The organism is Pseudescherichia sp. AS216, from assembly GCF_037152055.1.
GTDB lineage: Bacteria > Pseudomonadota > Gammaproteobacteria > Enterobacterales > Enterobacteriaceae > Pseudescherichia.
The window spans coordinates 1-15,576 of the sequence record NZ_JBBCMV010000004.1 but is presented as its reverse complement, the minus strand read 5'-3'; the positions used below and the strand labels follow the sequence as shown (position 1 = coordinate 15,576).

At 58.1% G+C, this 15,576-nt stretch carries 16 protein-coding genes; 9 read left to right on the top strand and 7 right to left on the bottom strand.

The annotated features are described in order from the left end of the window. Positions 1 to 5: 5 nt before the first annotated feature. Positions 6 to 1,106 (top strand): sodium-potassium/proton antiporter ChaA, encoded by a 1,101-nt coding sequence (chaA, locus tag WFN61_RS12925; RefSeq protein ID WP_337038761.1) that lies wholly within the window; start codon positions 6 to 8, stop codon positions 1,104 to 1,106. Positions 1,107 to 1,147: 41 nt separating this feature from the next. On the opposite strand, the gene kdsA is transcribed toward chaA, so the two are convergent. The 5 genes from kdsA to hemA all read right to left on the bottom strand — a co-directional run bounded on the left by kdsA (position 1,148) and on the right by hemA (position 6,133). Further along, positions 1,148 to 2,002 (bottom strand): 3-deoxy-8-phosphooctulonate synthase, encoded by an 855-nt coding sequence (gene kdsA / locus WFN61_RS12920; RefSeq protein WP_222888031.1) that lies wholly within the window; start codon positions 2,000 to 2,002, stop codon positions 1,148 to 1,150. A gap of 38 nt (positions 2,003 to 2,040) precedes the next feature. Continuing rightward, complete coding sequence (gene sirB1 / locus WFN61_RS12915) at positions 2,041 to 2,850, bottom strand: invasion regulator SirB1 (RefSeq protein WP_144814726.1); 810 nt, start codon at positions 2,848 to 2,850, stop codon at positions 2,041 to 2,043. A 65-nt stretch (positions 2,851 to 2,915) separates the two neighbouring features. After that, on the bottom strand, positions 2,916 to 3,758 hold the full coding sequence (gene prmC / locus WFN61_RS12910; RefSeq protein ID WP_337038760.1) for a peptide chain release factor N(5)-glutamine methyltransferase: 843 nt from the start codon (positions 3,756 to 3,758) through the stop codon (positions 2,916 to 2,918). Beyond that, positions 3,758 to 4,840 carry a peptide chain release factor 1 gene (gene prfA, locus WFN61_RS12905; protein ID WP_144814719.1) on the bottom strand — a complete coding sequence of 361 codons (1,083 nt, stop codon included), beginning with the start codon at positions 4,838 to 4,840 and terminating at the stop codon, positions 3,758 to 3,760. The genes prmC and prfA overlap by 1 nt, the downstream gene beginning before the upstream one ends. 36 nt (positions 4,841 to 4,876) lie before the next feature. Beyond that, positions 4,877 to 6,133, bottom strand: a complete 1,257-nt coding sequence (hemA, locus tag WFN61_RS12900; RefSeq protein ID WP_144814716.1) for a glutamyl-tRNA reductase — start codon at positions 6,131 to 6,133, stop codon at positions 4,877 to 4,879. A 201-nt stretch (positions 6,134 to 6,334) separates the two neighbouring features. Between hemA and lolB the strand changes: the two genes are divergently transcribed. From lolB to dauA, 4 genes are all read left to right on the top strand, one after another. Further along, complete coding sequence (lolB, locus tag WFN61_RS12895) at positions 6,335 to 6,958, top strand: lipoprotein insertase outer membrane protein LolB (protein WP_144814713.1); 624 nt, start codon at positions 6,335 to 6,337, stop codon at positions 6,956 to 6,958. Further along, entirely contained in the window at positions 6,955 to 7,830 is an 876-nt protein-coding gene (gene ispE, locus WFN61_RS12890; RefSeq protein WP_337038759.1) for a 4-(cytidine 5'-diphospho)-2-C-methyl-D-erythritol kinase, read from the top strand. Before lolB ends, ispE begins: the two co-directional genes overlap by 4 nt. Positions 7,831 to 7,955: 125 nt before the next feature. After that, complete coding sequence (gene prs, locus WFN61_RS12885; protein ID WP_144814705.1) at positions 7,956 to 8,903, top strand: ribose-phosphate diphosphokinase; 948 nt, start codon at positions 7,956 to 7,958, stop codon at positions 8,901 to 8,903. A 125-nt stretch (positions 8,904 to 9,028) separates the two neighbouring features. Beyond that, on the top strand, positions 9,029 to 10,708 hold the full coding sequence (dauA, locus tag WFN61_RS12880) for a C4-dicarboxylic acid transporter DauA (protein WP_312178252.1): 1,680 nt from the start codon (positions 9,029 to 9,031) through the stop codon (positions 10,706 to 10,708). 3 nt (positions 10,709 to 10,711) lie between these two features. Here dauA and WFN61_RS12875 read toward each other — a convergent pair whose 3' ends face one another. Continuing rightward, positions 10,712 to 11,752, bottom strand: a complete 1,041-nt coding sequence (locus WFN61_RS12875; protein WP_312275236.1) for a MerR family transcriptional regulator — start codon at positions 11,750 to 11,752, stop codon at positions 10,712 to 10,714. Positions 11,753 to 11,914: 162 nt separating this feature from the next. Next, positions 11,915 to 12,190 (bottom strand): stress-induced protein YchH, encoded by a 276-nt coding sequence (gene ychH / locus WFN61_RS12870; protein WP_337038758.1) that lies wholly within the window; start codon positions 12,188 to 12,190, stop codon positions 11,915 to 11,917. 273 nt (positions 12,191 to 12,463) lie between these two features. On the opposite strand from ychH, the gene pth reads away from it, so the two are divergent. The 4 genes from pth to WFN61_RS12850 all read left to right on the top strand — a co-directional run. Beyond that, positions 12,464 to 13,048, top strand: a complete 585-nt coding sequence (gene pth / locus WFN61_RS12865) for an aminoacyl-tRNA hydrolase (protein ID WP_144814691.1) — start codon at positions 12,464 to 12,466, stop codon at positions 13,046 to 13,048. Positions 13,049 to 13,174: 126 nt separating this feature from the next. Beyond that, a complete protein-coding gene (gene ychF, locus WFN61_RS12860; RefSeq protein ID WP_144814688.1) occupies positions 13,175 to 14,269 on the top strand; it encodes a redox-regulated ATPase YchF in 1,095 nt (364 codons plus the stop codon). A gap of 250 nt (positions 14,270 to 14,519) precedes the next feature. Then, positions 14,520 to 14,957 (top strand): DcrB-related protein, encoded by a 438-nt coding sequence (locus tag WFN61_RS12855; protein WP_312282407.1) that lies wholly within the window; start codon positions 14,520 to 14,522, stop codon positions 14,955 to 14,957. Positions 14,958 to 14,974: 17 nt separating this feature from the next. Beyond that, positions 14,975 to 15,576, top strand: a 602-nt coding sequence (locus WFN61_RS12850) for a PAAR domain-containing protein (RefSeq protein WP_337038757.1), incomplete at its 3' end; no start/stop codon positions are given.

Below are 15,576 nucleotides of genomic sequence, written 5' to 3'. Positions count from 1 at the left end.
CCACGATGATAGCGACGCATGAGGCGGTTAAAACCCGCCATAAGGAGACCACGCTCATTTTCCCGGTACTGGCGCTGGCAGTGCTTTTTTTCTGGGGGACGACCCAGTCACTGCCAGCCGTCATCGGTATCAACCTGCTCGCGTTAGTGGGCATTCTTAGCAGCGCCTTTAGCGTTGTCCGCCATGCGGACGTATTAGCACACCGACTCGGGGAGCCCTTCGGCTCGCTGATTTTAAGCCTTTCCGTGGTTATTCTTGAAGTTAGCCTGATTTCAGCCCTGATGGCCACCGGCGACGCTGCGCCGACGCTGATGCGCGACACGCTCTACTCCATCATCATGATTGTTACCGGGGGTCTGGTAGGCTTCTCGCTGCTGCTGGGCGGGCAGAAGTTTGCCACCCAGTACATGAATCTGTTCGGTATCAAACAGTATTTAATCGCCCTCTTCCCGCTGGCGGTGATTGTGCTGGTCTTCCCCATGGCGCTGCCGGGGGCTAACTTCACCACCGGCCAGGCGCTGCTGGTTGCGCTGATCTCAGCGGCCATGTACGGCGTCTTCCTGCTGATCCAGACCAAAACCCACCAGAGCCTGTTTGTCTATGAGCATGAGGATGAAGGTGACGACAGCGATCCGCACCACGGTAAGCCGTCGGCGCACAGCAGCCTCTGGCACGCGGTGTGGCTGATTATCCATCTGGTGGCGGTGATTGCAGTTACGAAGATGAACGCCAATCCGCTGGAGACGCTGCTAACGGAGATGAACGCCCCGGTGGCCTTTACCGGCTTCCTGGTCGCGCTGCTGATCCTCTCTCCAGAAGGTTTGGGGGCGCTGCGGGCAGTGCTGAATAACCAGGTTCAGCGCGCAATGAACCTCTTCTTTGGCTCGGTGCTGGCGACCATCTCTCTGACGGTGCCGGTGGTAACGCTGATTGCCTGGGTCACCGGCAACGACCTGGTGTTTGCCCTTGGTGGGCCAGAGATGATTGTGATGCTGGCCTCGCTGCTGCTGTGCCAGATCTCGTTCTCTACCGGGCGCACCAATGTGTTAAACGGCGCGGCGCACCTGGCGCTATTTGCTGCCTATCTGATGACGATATTTGCCTGATGTGATGGCTATAAAAAAACCCGCCGAGGCGGGTTTTTTTATTACTTCTCGGTGTCGAGCTCGTCGAAGCTCTTCACCAGATCGTCAATGGCTTTGATCTGCTTGAGGAACGGCTCCAGCTTGTCCAGCGGCAGCGCGGACGGGCCGTCGCATTTAGCATGGGCTGGATCCGGATGCGCCTCAATGAAGAGGCCCGCCAGTCCGGTCGCCATACCGGCACGCGCCAGCTCGGTCACCTGACCACGACGGCCACTGGAGGCTTCGCCAAACGGGTCGCGGCACTGCAGGGCGTGGGTGACGTCGAAGATCACCGGCGAGTTACCAGAGACCTTTTTCATCACGCTGAAGCCCAGCATGTCCACAACCAGGTTGTCGTAACCAAAGTTTGCGCCACGGTCGCACAGGATCACCTTCTCGTTGCCGCCTTCGCGGAACTTGTCGACGATGTTGCCCATCTGTCCAGGACTCACGAACTGCGGCTTCTTCACATTAATCACCGCGCCAGTTTTCGCCATCGCTTCTACCAGATCGGTCTGGCGAGCAAGGAACGCGGGAAGCTGGATCACATCAACAACCTCAGATACCGGCTGCGCCTGGTGAGCTTCGTGCACGTCGGTGATCACTTTTACGCCGAAGGTCTGCTTCAGCTCCTGGAAAATTTTCATCCCCTCTTCGAGGCCTGGGCCACGATAGGAGTGAATAGAGGAGCGGTTGGCTTTATCAAAAGAGGCCTTGAACACGTACGGGATGCCCAGCTTCTGGGTCACGGTAACGTAGTGCTCGCAAATACGCATCGCAAGGTCGCGTGACTCCAGCACGTTCATGCCGCCAAAAAGCACGAACGGAAGATCGTTTGCCACGTTAATATCGCCAATGCTAACCACTTTTTGTTTCATAGAATCGCCTTATCAGGTTTGAATCGGAACTCATCGGATTAATGCAGCGTAATCTGCCGATGCGAAATAGTATTTATCTGTGCGCGGATCATTTCGCTGATCGGATCTTCCGGACACTGCTCCACAAAATAGCTTAAATCATGCAGCGCGACGTGATCGCAATCGAGCTGGGCGTAAATCAGCCCGCGATCGCGGATCTCATAGGGATCTTCCGGGTTAAACTGTAGCAGCGCTTCGCTGGCCCGCAGCGCCAGCTCCATCTGCTGCTCTTCCATCAGCGCCGATTTCAGCGTGTCGAGCAGCTTGCGGATCACTTCGGCGTTATCCGCCTCGTCGAGATCCTCGTTAAACAGCTCGGCCATCGGGCTGATATTGCCCTTCAGCCATACTTCCAGCGTGTGCTCATCCAGCGTGTCGCCGTTAAACGGATTGATCAGCCACATTTCACCGTCCATCCACTCGGCGCGCAGGATCAGCTGCGTTGGGAAGATCACCGGCGACAGCGGAATATCCAGCTGCTCGGCTACCCACAGCAGGATCGCACCCAGGGAGACGGCGCTGCCCTGGCGGTTTTTCAGCACGCTATCAAGCCACAGCGCATCCGACAGGCGATAGACGCCCTGCGAATCCTGAAAACCCCAGTCGCCATAAAAGAGGGCAAGCAGCTTCTCTAGCTGCCCTTCCTGCGGCTGCACCTCGCTAATCTCTTCGCGGGCCAGCGCAACCAGCTTCTCCAGCTCCTCACAGACATACTGCGACGGAAAGTCGTCGCGGATAAGTTGTGAAACGAGGATCATCCCGTCGCATAACGGTGCTTTATTAAATTCGAAATCGGCTAACGACCTCATTACTTACCCCAGTCACGGTATTCGACGTTGATGATAACGCCAAACGGCGCTTCAGTCAGCCTTGCTTATGGATGCGATGGTCCTAACCTACCCGCAGTCAGCCGCTCGTTGCCGCCGTAATCCCGCGTGGTTTCAACGTCCTGGTAGTGATATTTAGCAAAAAGTGCCCGCACGGCGTCGCCCTGCTGCCAGCCATGCTCCAGCAGCAGCCAGCCGTCAGGCAGAAGAAACGCGCGCGCCTGCTCGATAATCCACGCCAGGTCTGCCAGCCCGCACTCTGCCGCCACCAGCGCGCTGCGCGGCTCAAAGCGCACGTCGCCCTCGGCAAGATGCGGATCCTGCTCGTCAATATAGGGCGGGTTGCTGACAATAGTGGCAAAGCGCTGGCCGGTAAGCGCGCTGAACCAGTGGCTCTGCCGCAGGGTCACGTTAGCGATGCCTAAGTGCTCCGCGTTACGCTGGGCAAGGGCCACGGCGTCGGGCATAAGATCCACGGCGGTGATATGGCAGTCGGGACGCTCGCTGGCCAGTGCCAGCGCAATCGCGCCGGTGCCGGTACCTAAATCGAGGATATCGCACGGCGTAGCCGGCAGACGGGCGAGGGCCTGTTCAACCAGGCACTCAGTATCCGGGCGGGGGATCAGCGTGGCCGGAGAGACAAACAGCGGCAGCGACCAGAACTCGCGCGTGCCCACCAGGTGGGCCACCGGCTCGCCGCGCTGGCGACGGGCCAGCAGCGCTTCAAGCTGCACCTGCTCGGCGGGCAGCAGCGCGGTTTCGCCGAAGGCCAGGATAAAGGTGCGCGCCCTGCCGGTAACGAAACCCAGCAGGATCTCCGCATCGCGGCGGGGACTTTCGCTCGCCGCAAGCTGGCTTACCGCCTGGCGTAACCAGTGCTGATAATCCATTATTCCTGCTCGGCCAGCGCCGCCAGCTGATCGGCCTGGTACTCCTGCACGATAGGCTCAATCAGCATATCGAGCTTGCCTTCCATCACCTCGTCCAGACGATAGAGCGTCAGGTTGATACGGTGATCGGTAACGCGCCCCTGCGGGAAGTTATAGGTCCGGTTACGGTCGCTGCGATCGCCGCTGCCGAGCAGGTTGCGGCGGGTTGAGGCCTCTGCCTGCTGGCGTTTGGCGATCTCGGCGGCACGAATACGCGAGCCGAGCACCGCCAGCGCTTTGGCTTTGTTCTTGTGCTGGGAACGTTCGTCCTGGCACTCCACCACGATGCCGGTGGGCAGGTGGGTAATACGGATCGCCGAGTCGGTGGTGTTAACGTGCTGGCCGCCCGCACCGGAGGAGCGGAAGGTATCGATACGCAGATCCGCCGGGTTGATGTCCGGCAGTTCCGCCTCCGGCAGCTCCGGCATCAGCGCCACGGTACAGGCGGAGGTGTGAATACGCCCCTGCGACTCAGTAGCCGGGACGCGCTGTACGCGGTGGCCGCCGGATTCAAACTTCAGGCGTCCGTAAACGCCCTCGCCGCTCACCTTGGCAATCACCTCTTTAAAGCCACCATGCTCGCCTTCGTTGGCGCTCATGATCTCCACGCGCCAGCGGCGGGATTCGGCGTAGCGGCTGTACATGCGGAACAGATCCCCGGCAAAGAGCGCGGCTTCATCACCGCCGGTTCCGGCGCGGACCTCAAGGAAGGCGTTGCGTTCGTCGTCGGGATCCTTCGGCAGGAGCAGAACCTGCAGGTGGGCTTCAAGCTCCTCACCCTTCTCTTTCAGCTCGCGCAGCTCTTCCTGCGCCATCTCGCGCATCTCGGGATCGTCGAGCATCATCTGTGCGGTTTCGATATCTTCCTGAATCTGTCGCCAGTCAGTAAAGCAGCGCGAGACATCGCTTAATTGCGCATATTCACGCGACAGCGCACGAAAGCGGTCTTGATCTGCGATGGTTCCCGCGTCGCCGAGTAGCGCCTGAACTTCTTCATGGCGTTCGTGCAGGACTTCCAGTTTGGCAACAATAGAAGGCTTCATAGGCGTAAATGCACCCTGTAATAAGAGGTTGTTGTGCTACTCCAGCCCGAGGCTGTTGCGCAGAATATGCAGGCGTTCATCGTCCCCGTTACGGGCAGCCTGCTGAAGTGATTTGGTTGGAGAGTGGATCAGGCGGTTAGTCAGCTTACGGGCCAGATCCTGCACAATGGCCTGGGCATCGCCACCCTGTTCAAGGGCGGCAAGGGCTTTCGCGGTGAGCTCGTCGCGCACCTGCTCTGCCTGGCCGCGATATTCACGGATCGTCTCGCTGGCGCTCTGGGCGCGCAGCCAGGCCATGAACTCGCTGCTCTCCTGAGCAACGATGGTCTCTGCTTCCACGGCGGCGGCTTTCCGCTGCGCCAGGTTGTGCGAAATAATGCTTTGTAGGTCATCAACGCTGTAGAGATAGGCGTTTGCCAGCTTGCCGACTTCCGGCTCGACGTCGCGGGGAACGGCGATATCCACCAGCAGCATGGGCTGGTTACGCCGGGATTTCAGCGCGCGCTCAACCATGCCTTTACCGATTATCGGCAGCGGGCTGGCGGTAGAGCTAATGATGATATCCGCATCCTGCAGGCGGGTGTCAATATCGCTGAGGGAGATCACCTCTGCGCCCACCTCACCGGCCAGCAGCTCGGCGCGTTCGCGGGTGCGGTTGGCGATGATCATCTTCTGCACCTTATGCTCGCGCAGATGACGGGCCACCAGCTCAATGGTTTCACCCGCGCCCACCAGCAGCACCGTCACGCTGGAGAGCGACTCAAAGATCTGCCGCGCCAGCGTACAGGCGGCAAAGGCCACCGATACGGCACTGGCCCCGATATCCGTTTCGGTACGTACCCGTTTGGCCACGGAGAAGGATTTCTGGAACATACGCTCCAGCGCGCTGGCGTTCAGGTGTCCGCGGCTGGAATCGGCGAAGGCTTTTTTCACTTGGCCCAGGATCTGCGGCTCGCCCAGCACCAGCGAATCGAGGCCGCTGGCAACGCGCATCAGGTGGCTAACGGCATCGTTGTCCTGGTGCCAGTAGAGGCTTTTACGCAGCTCGGCTTCATCCAGGTGATGATAGTCACACAGCCAACGAATAAGCGCTTCCTGCAGGTTGTCCTGCTCTTCTACACTCAGGTATAGCTCGGTGCGGTTACACGTTGACAGGACTACCCCACCCTGCACCATGGGCTGCGCCAGCAGGCTCTCTAAGGCTTGGTCGAGCGTGTCCGGCGTGAACGTAACGCGTTCCCGCAGTGAGACAGGTGCCGTTTTGTGGTTGATGCCGAGCGCTAAAAGAGTCATGTCAGCGGGAGTAGTACCAGCGTTGATAAGGTTAGTCTGTGCGCATCATACAGGATGCGTCGGGTCAATAAAAGAGACAGCCCCCTTTTGGAGTAATTGGTAATTTCATGATTTAAGACAACTTGAACGTAGACGGTATTCCTGCTCAGCGCTAGCATTAAAGATTATAACCGAAACGCACCACAAGGATTTGTCCTCATTATGACTTTACCGGACCGTCGACTGCTTCGCCTGTTACCACTTGCAAGCCTGGTACTTACCGCCTGCTCTATTCATGCTCCGAAAGGCCCGGGTAAAAGTCCGGACTCGCCGCAGTGGCGTCAGCATCAGCAGGAGGTGCGTAACCTGAGCCAGTACCAGACGCGCGGGGCCTTTGCTTACCTCTCCGATAGCCAAAAGGTGTACGCCCGTTTCTTCTGGCAGCAGACCGGCCAGGATAACTACCGCCTGCTGCTGACCAATCCCCTTGGCAGCACCGAGCTGGAGCTGAACGCCAGGCCGGGCAGCGTAGAGCTGGTGGATAACAAAGGCCAGCACTACACCGCCACCGACGCCGAAGAGATGATTGGCAAGCTGACCGGCATGCCGATCCCACTGAACAGCCTGCGCCAGTGGATCCTCGGCCTGCCTGGCGACGCCACCGACTATAAGCTGGATAGCCAGTACCGTCTGAGCGAGCTCAACTATACCCAGAACGGCAAGACCTGGAAGGTCACCTATGGCGGCTACGATGCGAAATCTACTCCTGCAATGCCGTCCAACATGGAGCTCAACCAGGACGGTCAGCGGATCAAACTGAAGATGGATAACTGGATTGTAAAATGATGACCCAGTGGCCTTCGCCGGCAAAACTTAATCTTTTTTTATATATCACCGGCCAGCGGCGCGATGGTTATCACGACCTGCAGACGCTGTTTCAGTTTCTCGACTACGGCGATACCCTGAGCATTGAACCGCGCAGCGACGAGAAGATCCGTCTGCTGACGCCGGTAGAGGGCGTGGCGGAGAGCGATAACCTGATCGTGCGCGCCGCCAGGCTACTTCAGCAGGCGGCCACAGAGCGCGACTCCCTGCCTGCGGGCAGCGGCGCGGACATCCGCATCGATAAACGTCTGCCGATGGGCGGCGGGCTGGGGGGAGGCTCCTCTAACGCGGCGACGGTGCTGGTCGCACTGAACCATCTCTGGGGCTGCGGACTGTCGGTGGAGGCGCTGGCGGCGCTGGGGTTAACCCTTGGCGCGGACGTCCCGGTTTTCGTCCACGGCCATGCGGCCTTTGCTGAGGGCGTTGGCGAGGAGCTGACGCCTGTGGATCCGCCGGAGAAGTGGTATCTGGTGGCACACCCTGGCGTACACATTTCGACCCCGGCCATCTTCAACGATCCTGATTTGCCTCGCAATACGCCAAAGCGGCCAATTAATACGTTACTAAACTGTGAATTCGGCAACGATTGCGAGGTTATCGCAAGAAAACGTTTTCGCGAGGTTGATGCGGCGCTTTCCTGGCTGTTAGAATACGCGCCGTCGCGCCTGACTGGCACAGGAGCCTGCGTCTTTGCTGAATTTGACTCAGAGTCCTCCGCTCGTCAGGTGCTTGAGCAAGCCCCGGAATGGCTGCAGGGTTTTGTCGCGCGCGGCGTAAACGTGTCACCGCTGCATAAAAAACTGGTCAATTCGGAGCTAATTGAGACTCGGTGACAACGTCACCTCTGATCCAGACGTTGCATCGCGCTCTTTAAATACATCGCCTGGATAGCGTAGCCTGGCCCGCACAGTTTTCGGCGACGCTATCCACCACTGGACGCATGCCTGAGGTTCTTCTCGTGCCTGATATGAAGCTTTTTGCTGGTAACGCCACCCCGGAACTAGCACAACGTATTGCCAACCGCCTGTACACTTCTCTCGGCGACGCCGCCGTAGGTCGCTTTAGCGACGGCGAAGTCAGCGTACAAATCAACGAAAATGTACGCGGTGGTGATATTTTCATCATCCAGTCCACTTGTGCTCCAACGAATGACAACCTGATGGAGTTGGTTGTCATGGTTGATGCGCTGCGTCGTGCTTCCGCAGGCCGTATCACTGCTGTTATCCCCTACTTCGGCTATGCCCGTCAGGACCGCCGCGTGCGCTCCGCGCGTGTGCCTATCACCGCAAAAGTAGTTGCCGATTTCCTCTCCAGCGTGGGCGTTGACCGTGTCCTGACCGTTGACCTGCACGCCGAGCAGATCCAGGGCTTCTTCGACGTTCCAGTTGATAACGTGTTCGGCAGCCCAATCCTGCTGGAAGATATGCTGCAGCTGAATCTCGATAACCCTATCGTTGTCTCTCCGGACATCGGCGGCGTGGTGCGTGCGCGTGCTATTGCTAAGCTGCTGAACGATACCGATATGGCGATCATCGACAAGCGCCGCCCGCGTGCAAACGTTTCTCAGGTTATGCATATCATCGGTGACGTTGCTGGTCGCGACTGCGTGCTGGTTGACGACATGATCGATACCGGCGGTACGCTGTGTAAAGCAGCAGAAGCGCTGAAAGAGCGCGGCGCGAAGCGTGTCTTCGCCTACGCTACCCACCCGATCTTCTCCGGCAACGCGGTAAACAACCTGCGTCACTCGGTGATCGATGAAGTGGTTGTCTGCGACACTATCCCGCTCTCCGCTGAGATCAAAGCCCTGCCGAACGTGCGTACCCTGACGCTCTCCGGCATGCTGGCCGAAGCGATTCGTCGTATCAGCAACGAAGAATCCATCTCCGCGATGTTTGAGCATTAATCGCGCTGTATACTAAAAACCCGCTTCGGCGGGTTTTTTTGTATCTGAAAACCATTTGTATGATGTATTCACGCATTATCTAACATTCATATGACGGATAATACGTGTATGAATGACTAGCCTTTATGAAGATGATGAACCTTTCAGAGATTTTACCCTTCCGCGCGCTAATTGATGCATGCTGGAAAGAGAGATATACCTTCCCACGTTTCACCCGCGACCTGGTGGCGGGGATCACCGTCGGCATCATTGCCATTCCACTGGCGATGGCGTTGGCTATCGGTAGCGGCGTCGCGCCGCAGTATGGCCTCTACACCTCGGCGGTGGCCGGGATTGTCATTGCCCTCTGCGGCGGCTCGCGCTTTAGCGTCTCCGGCCCTACGGCGGCATTTGTGGTGATCCTCTATCCGGTCTCCCAGCAGTTTGGTCTCGCGGGGCTGCTGGTGGCCACGCTTCTCTCCGGACTGTTTCTGATCCTCTTCGGCCTCGCCCGCTTTGGTCGCCTGATCGAGTACATTCCGCTCCCCGTCACGCTGGGCTTTACCGCCGGGATTGGCATCACCATCGGCACCATGCAGATAAAAGATTTTCTTGGGCTGCAGATGGCTCAGGTGCCAGAGCACTATTTGCAGAAGGTTGGCGCGCTGGTGATGGCGATGCCTACCCTTAACCTGGGGGATGCCGCCATCGGCGTGGTTACCCTTGGGGTGCTCATTCTCTGGCCGCGCCTCGGGATCCGCCTTCCAGGCCATCTTCCCGCCCTGCTGGCTGGCTGCGCAGTGATGGCGCTGGTTAAGCTGGCTGGCGTTGACGTGGCGACCATCGGATCGCGCTTTCACTATCTGCTGGCCGATGGCACCCAGGGCAGCGGTATTCCGCAGCTTCTGCCCCAGCTGGTGCTGCCGTGGCAGATGCCCGGCTCCTCGTTTACCCTGAGCTGGGCCTCGGTGCAGGCGCTGCTGCCCGCCGCATTTTCCATGGCGATGCTTGGGGCAATTGAGTCTCTGCTTTGCGCGGTGGTGCTCGACGGCATGACCGGCACGCGGCACAAAGCCAATAACGAGCTGATCGGTCAGGGGCTGGGCAACCTGATCGCCCCCTTCTTCGGCGGCATTACCGCGACCGCGGCAATTGCCCGCTCGGCGGCCAACGTGCGCGCGGGCGCAACTTCGCCAGTGGCGGCGATTATCCACGCCCTGCTGGTGATCCTCGCCCTGCTGGCGCTCGCCCCCCTGCTCTCATGGCTGCCGCTGTCGGCAATGGCTGCCCTGCTGCTGATGGTGGCCTGGAACATGAGCGAAGCGCATAAGGTCGTTAACCTGCTGCGACGCGCACCGACGGATGACATCATGGTGATGCTGATGTGCATGTCGCTGACGGTGCTGTTTGATATGGTAATCGCTATCAGCGTCGGCATCGTGCTGGCATCGCTGCTGTTTATGCGCCGCATCGCCCGTATGACCCGCCTCGCGCCGGTTAACGTCGAGGTACCCGATGACGTCACCGTGCTGCGGGTTATTGGGCCGCTCTTCTTCGCCGCGGCCGACGGGCTGTTTACCGATCTGGAGTCACGGATTGCTGGCAAGCGAATCGTGGTGCTGAAGTGCGACGCGGTACCGGTGCTGGACGCAGGCGGACTGGATGCATTCCAGCGCTTTGTTAAACGGCTGCCGGAAGGCTGTGAGCTGCGGGTCAGCAACCTGGAGTTTCAGCCCCTGCGCACGATGGCGCGCGCAGGCGTGAAGCCGATTGCCGGGCGGCTGGCGTTCTACCCTGACCGGCAAGCGGCGCTGGCGGACCTGTAATAATTAGAATGCAGCGTATCGACGCTGCATCATTACCCCAATCGCCTGCTGCAGCCAGGCCAGCACCTCAGGAGTCATCCAGGTCCCCTTCATCAGCAGCGGCTCCTGCTGCATAGCCACGCGGAATTTCTGCTGGGTAGCGGGATGATCCCCGGCGTAGGACTGGAAAAGCACCAGCCAGTTCTGCGCCAGCTGCTGGCCCTGCTCAGACGCAGGATCGCACTCCTCCCGCGTGGCCTGGTGCAGCTTCGCCACCAGCGGTGGCCATTCCATTAGCCGGTCAAAATAGTGCGCACGGGTAAAAGCCATCTCCTGCGGGGTAAGATAACGCTGCCAGATAGCCAGCTTGCTCTCTGCAAAGGCGCGGGTGATGTAGTCGATAATCTGCGGCGTAATGCCCGTCCGCTCGCGCATCTGCGGTTCCACGCTGTGCATCTCATTAAGCCGGGTCAGAAACTCCGGCTTGCCCGCCGTATCCTGCTCCAGTCGATCCATCCAGCGGATCGCCAGATCCATGGCGTTGGCATCGGTCTCGGTAATCTTTTGCGCCATCAGGGTCTGCGCTTCCTTGACCAGCGCCGCCCAGAGGGAGGCCAGTCGTTCGCCTTCGGCAGCGAACGGCAGCTGCTGTAGCTCTTCTTTGGTAAACCAGCGATCGTACATAGTCATTAACTCCAGAGTCTGTAGCCAGGACTCCAGATCCGGTTCGCTCTCATTTTCCAGCCCGGTACGCAGCATGCAAAGCTGGTCGCGTAGCGTATGGATGCTGCGCAGCTGCCTGTCCAGCAGCGCGATTTGTGCATCGAGCAGTTCGGGAAGTGAGAGCGTATCCTGCTCCAGAAAGTCCTTGATTTCGGCAAGCTCCAGCCCTGCTTTTGCCAGCGCCTGGATCATATGCAGGCGCTGTACATCCGCAAGGTTATAGAGCCGGTAGCCTGCCTCGCTTCTGGCGGAAGGCAGCAGCAGCCCGGTTTGTTCGTAGTGATGTAACGTGCGAACGGTGATGCCAGCGCGTTTTGCCAGCTCGCCTACCTGAATTAACATTGCTGCTCCTTGTCCTAACCAGTAGCGCTACTCTGGGGCCTTACGTTACGTGAGGGTCAATGGACTCGCAAAAAAAACGTAAAAAAAACGACTCCCGAGAGTCGTTTAGTGTTGGGTAGGTCGGGTAAGCGCAGCGCCATCCGACAAAATTGCTGGTTATCATCAGCTATGCTTATGTTGATCCCGACGGCAGCGCTTGTCGTAGTGGCGCACCCACCAGTACTTGTCGCACACCTGCTCGTGGCCGCCGATGCGTGCCCCTGCCAGCCAGAGAATAGCCCCCAGGAAGATGCTAAGAATGGCCCCGTGGGCGAAGTACTGCGGCAGGTTAAGCTGCGGAAGCTGATTTAAGATGGAGTAACCGACGCCAACGACCATCACCATTAACCCTAAACCCATAAGCGCATTACCGAGTCTCGATGCGTTTTTGCGTTTCATATGTCACCTCCGGCGTTGTGGGCTGAACGGGAAACATCCCCAATCCTTATGGATAAAGTATAGGCAGGGCCTCTTTGACAGGGTGCGGGCGGGATCACATTTATAAATATCTTATTCACAGAACTTTACATATAAACCGCTGAACTCAATCAACTTCTAATAGTTGTTAAATGCAATTATTCCTGTTTTTATCTTTTAGCGGCAGAATTTTGTCAATGCCGGCGCTACCACGTAAACTACGCGCCAAAGAGTGAACTTTTCAGGAAAAGAGACGTGACGATTAAACTGATTGTCGGCCTTGCCAACCCGGGCGCAGAGTATGCGGCTACCCGTCATAACGCCGGGGCCTGGTATGTCGACCTGCTGGCCGAACGCTACCGCGCCCCGCTGCGGGAAGAGCCTAAATTCTTTGGCTTTACTTCACGTATTAACCTGGCGGGCGAAGATGTTCGCCTGCTGGTGCCGACAACCTTTATGAACCTCAGCGGTAAAGCCGTGGCGGCGATGGCAACCTTCTACCGTATCAACCCGGACGAGGTGCTGGTGGCCCACGACGAGCTGGATCTTCCTCCCGGCGTGGCAAAGTTTAAGCTGGGTGGCGGCCACGGCGGTCATAACGGCTTGAAAGATATCATCAGCAAGTTTGGCAATAACCCCAACTTTCACCGCTTACGCGTGGGAATTGGGCATCCGGGGGATAAAAACAAAGTTGTGGGCTTTGTACTGGGCAAACCGCCCGCCTCTGAGCAGAAGCTAATCGATGATGCCGTTGACGAAGCGGTGCGTTGCACCGAGCTGTGGCTGAAAGAGGATCTGGTCAAAGCGACCAATCGACTGCACGCGTTTAAGGCGCAGTAGCCCTGGGCGACGCCATTTTTGCCGCGCAGCGCGTCTGTAACGTGTATAATAGGCTAAGTTATTAACTTTTCAGCAATCTGTTTCATCTAACAGGTTGATTATCAAGATATTAAGGTGATGTAAACCATGGGATTCAAATGCGGTATCGTCGGCTTGCCGAACGTCGGTAAATCTACCCTGTTCAATGCGCTGACCAAGGCGGGCATCGAAGCTGCCAACTTCCCGTTCTGTACTATTGAACCGAATACCGGCGTGGTGCCGATGCCGGATCCGCGCCTCGATCAGCTGGCGGAGATCGTTAAGCCCCAGCGCATTCTGCCGACCACGATGGAGTTCGTTGACATCGCAGGCCTGGTAAAAGGCGCGTCCAAAGGTGAAGGCCTGGGTAACCAGTTCCTGACCAACATCCGTGAAACCGAAGCTATCGGTCACGTGGTGCGCTGCTTTGAGAACGACAACATCATCCACGTAAATAACAAAGTGGATCCCGCTGACGATATCGAGGTGATCAACACCGAGCTGGCGCTTTCCGACCTCGACACCTGCGAGCGCGCCCTGCATCGCGTGCAGAAGCGAGCCAAAGGCGGCGATAAAGACGCAAAAGCGGAACAGGCCGCGCTGGAAAAATGCCTGCCGCAGCTGGAAAACGCTGGCATGCTGCGCGCGCTGAAAAACCTGACGGAAGAAGACAAGGCTGCCATTAAGTACCTGAGCTTCCTGACGCTGAAACCGACCATGTACATCGCTAACGTCAACGAAGACGGTTTTGAAAACAATCCGTACCTCGACAAAGTGCGTGAAATCGCTGCCGCAGAAGGTTCAGTTGTAGTTGCCGTCTGCGCCGCCGTGGAGTCTGACATTGCCGAGCTGGACGATGCCGACCGTGATGAATTTATGGCCGAGCTGGGTCTGGAAGAGCCGGGCCTGAACCGCGTTATTCGCGCTGGCTATGAACTGCTGAACCTGCAAACCTACTTCACCGCTGGTGTGAAAGAGGTTCGCGCCTGGACTATCCCGGTGGGCGCAACCGCCCCGCAGGCCGCAGGCAAGATCCACACCGATTTCGAGAAGGGCTTCATCCGTGCCCAGACCATCGCTTTTGAAGACTTTATTACCTATAAAGGCGAACAGGGTGCAAAAGAGGCCGGTAAGATGCGTGCCGAAGGCAAAGACTACATCGTGAAAGATGGCGATGTAATGAACTTCCTGTTCAACGTCTAACCTCTCCTGCTGCAAATAAAAATCCACGCTTCGGCGTGGATTTTTTTCATCCGTATTAATAACTCCTCTAATAATCAGCCAGATAGTCTCAAGCTGTCTGAATTTTCAAATTTCAGCAACAACCCTGCCCTAAATCAAATTAACAGCACGTAACTCCATCTTGTCGATTGAAATTTCCTGTTGGAAGTATTTAATGCCAGAGCATTAGAGACCTTCTATTTATCTGCAACATACGTCAGGGACGCGCTACATGTCGGAACTCAATTCATTCGGTCTGCTCAATGAAGGTCAGGTAACGCTTCCTGAAGGCTATCAGGATCGCACCGTCAATATCTTCACGTCCTTTGCTAAGGACGCCCCCTCATTCACTGTTTCCCGCGATAGTCTGGGGCCAAACGAAGCCCTTGCTGCCTACATTGACCGCCAGCTCGCTCAGATGCAGCAGCACCTTAAACAGTGGCAGCAGAACGCGCGCTGCCCTGCCACCCTGGGCGAGAACCTGTCGCACGGTGAGATTGTTCATGGCAGCTACCAGCGCAGCGGGAGGCAGGTCTGGCAGCAGCAGGCGGTGTTTAATCCGCAAGGAGCACACATCCTTGTGTTCACCATGACCGCAACGGTGGTGCTGACAGAGGCGGACAGTGTCCTGTTCCACTCCTTGCTTAAAAGCTTTCGTCTTCACGCCTGACAACAGGGAGAGTTGTTATGTTTGCAGCCGCACGCGTTGGGGATGACATCGGTCACTCCGCCGCCCTGGCCGGGATGATGGCCGGTACCGTTGTGGGTGGATTTATTGCCGCAGCGGGAGGCCTTGCCGCAGGGGCGCTGTTTATTGCCGGAATGGGCGCGTCCTGCCTGGGCGTGGGCGTGCTGCTTGTCGGACTCAGCGTTGCTGTGGGCTGGCTTACCGGTGAGCTGGCAACGGCGGCAAGGGACTCGCTGGCAGAGGGCGGAGCCGGGAGCATGACGCAGCAGGGCGTCATCACTACCGGCTCACCTGATGTCTTCATCAACGGCAGGCCTGCCGCAGTGGCCACCGCCAGTCTGGTCTCCTGTCAGGAGGATGGCGCTCAGCACCTGGCCGAAGGATCGTCACGGGTCTACATCAACGGCCTGCCTGCTGCACGCCTGGGGGACCGGACTACCTGCGGGGCGACCATCATCTCCGGCTCGCCCAATGTGCTGATTGGCGGTGCCTCAGAGCAGACCCTGCCCGTGCAGGCTGAGGTCCCGGACGGATTATACAAAGCCTCGGATCTGACGCTGCTGTTCGCCGGACTGCTCGGGGGAGCCGGTGGCGCTGGCGG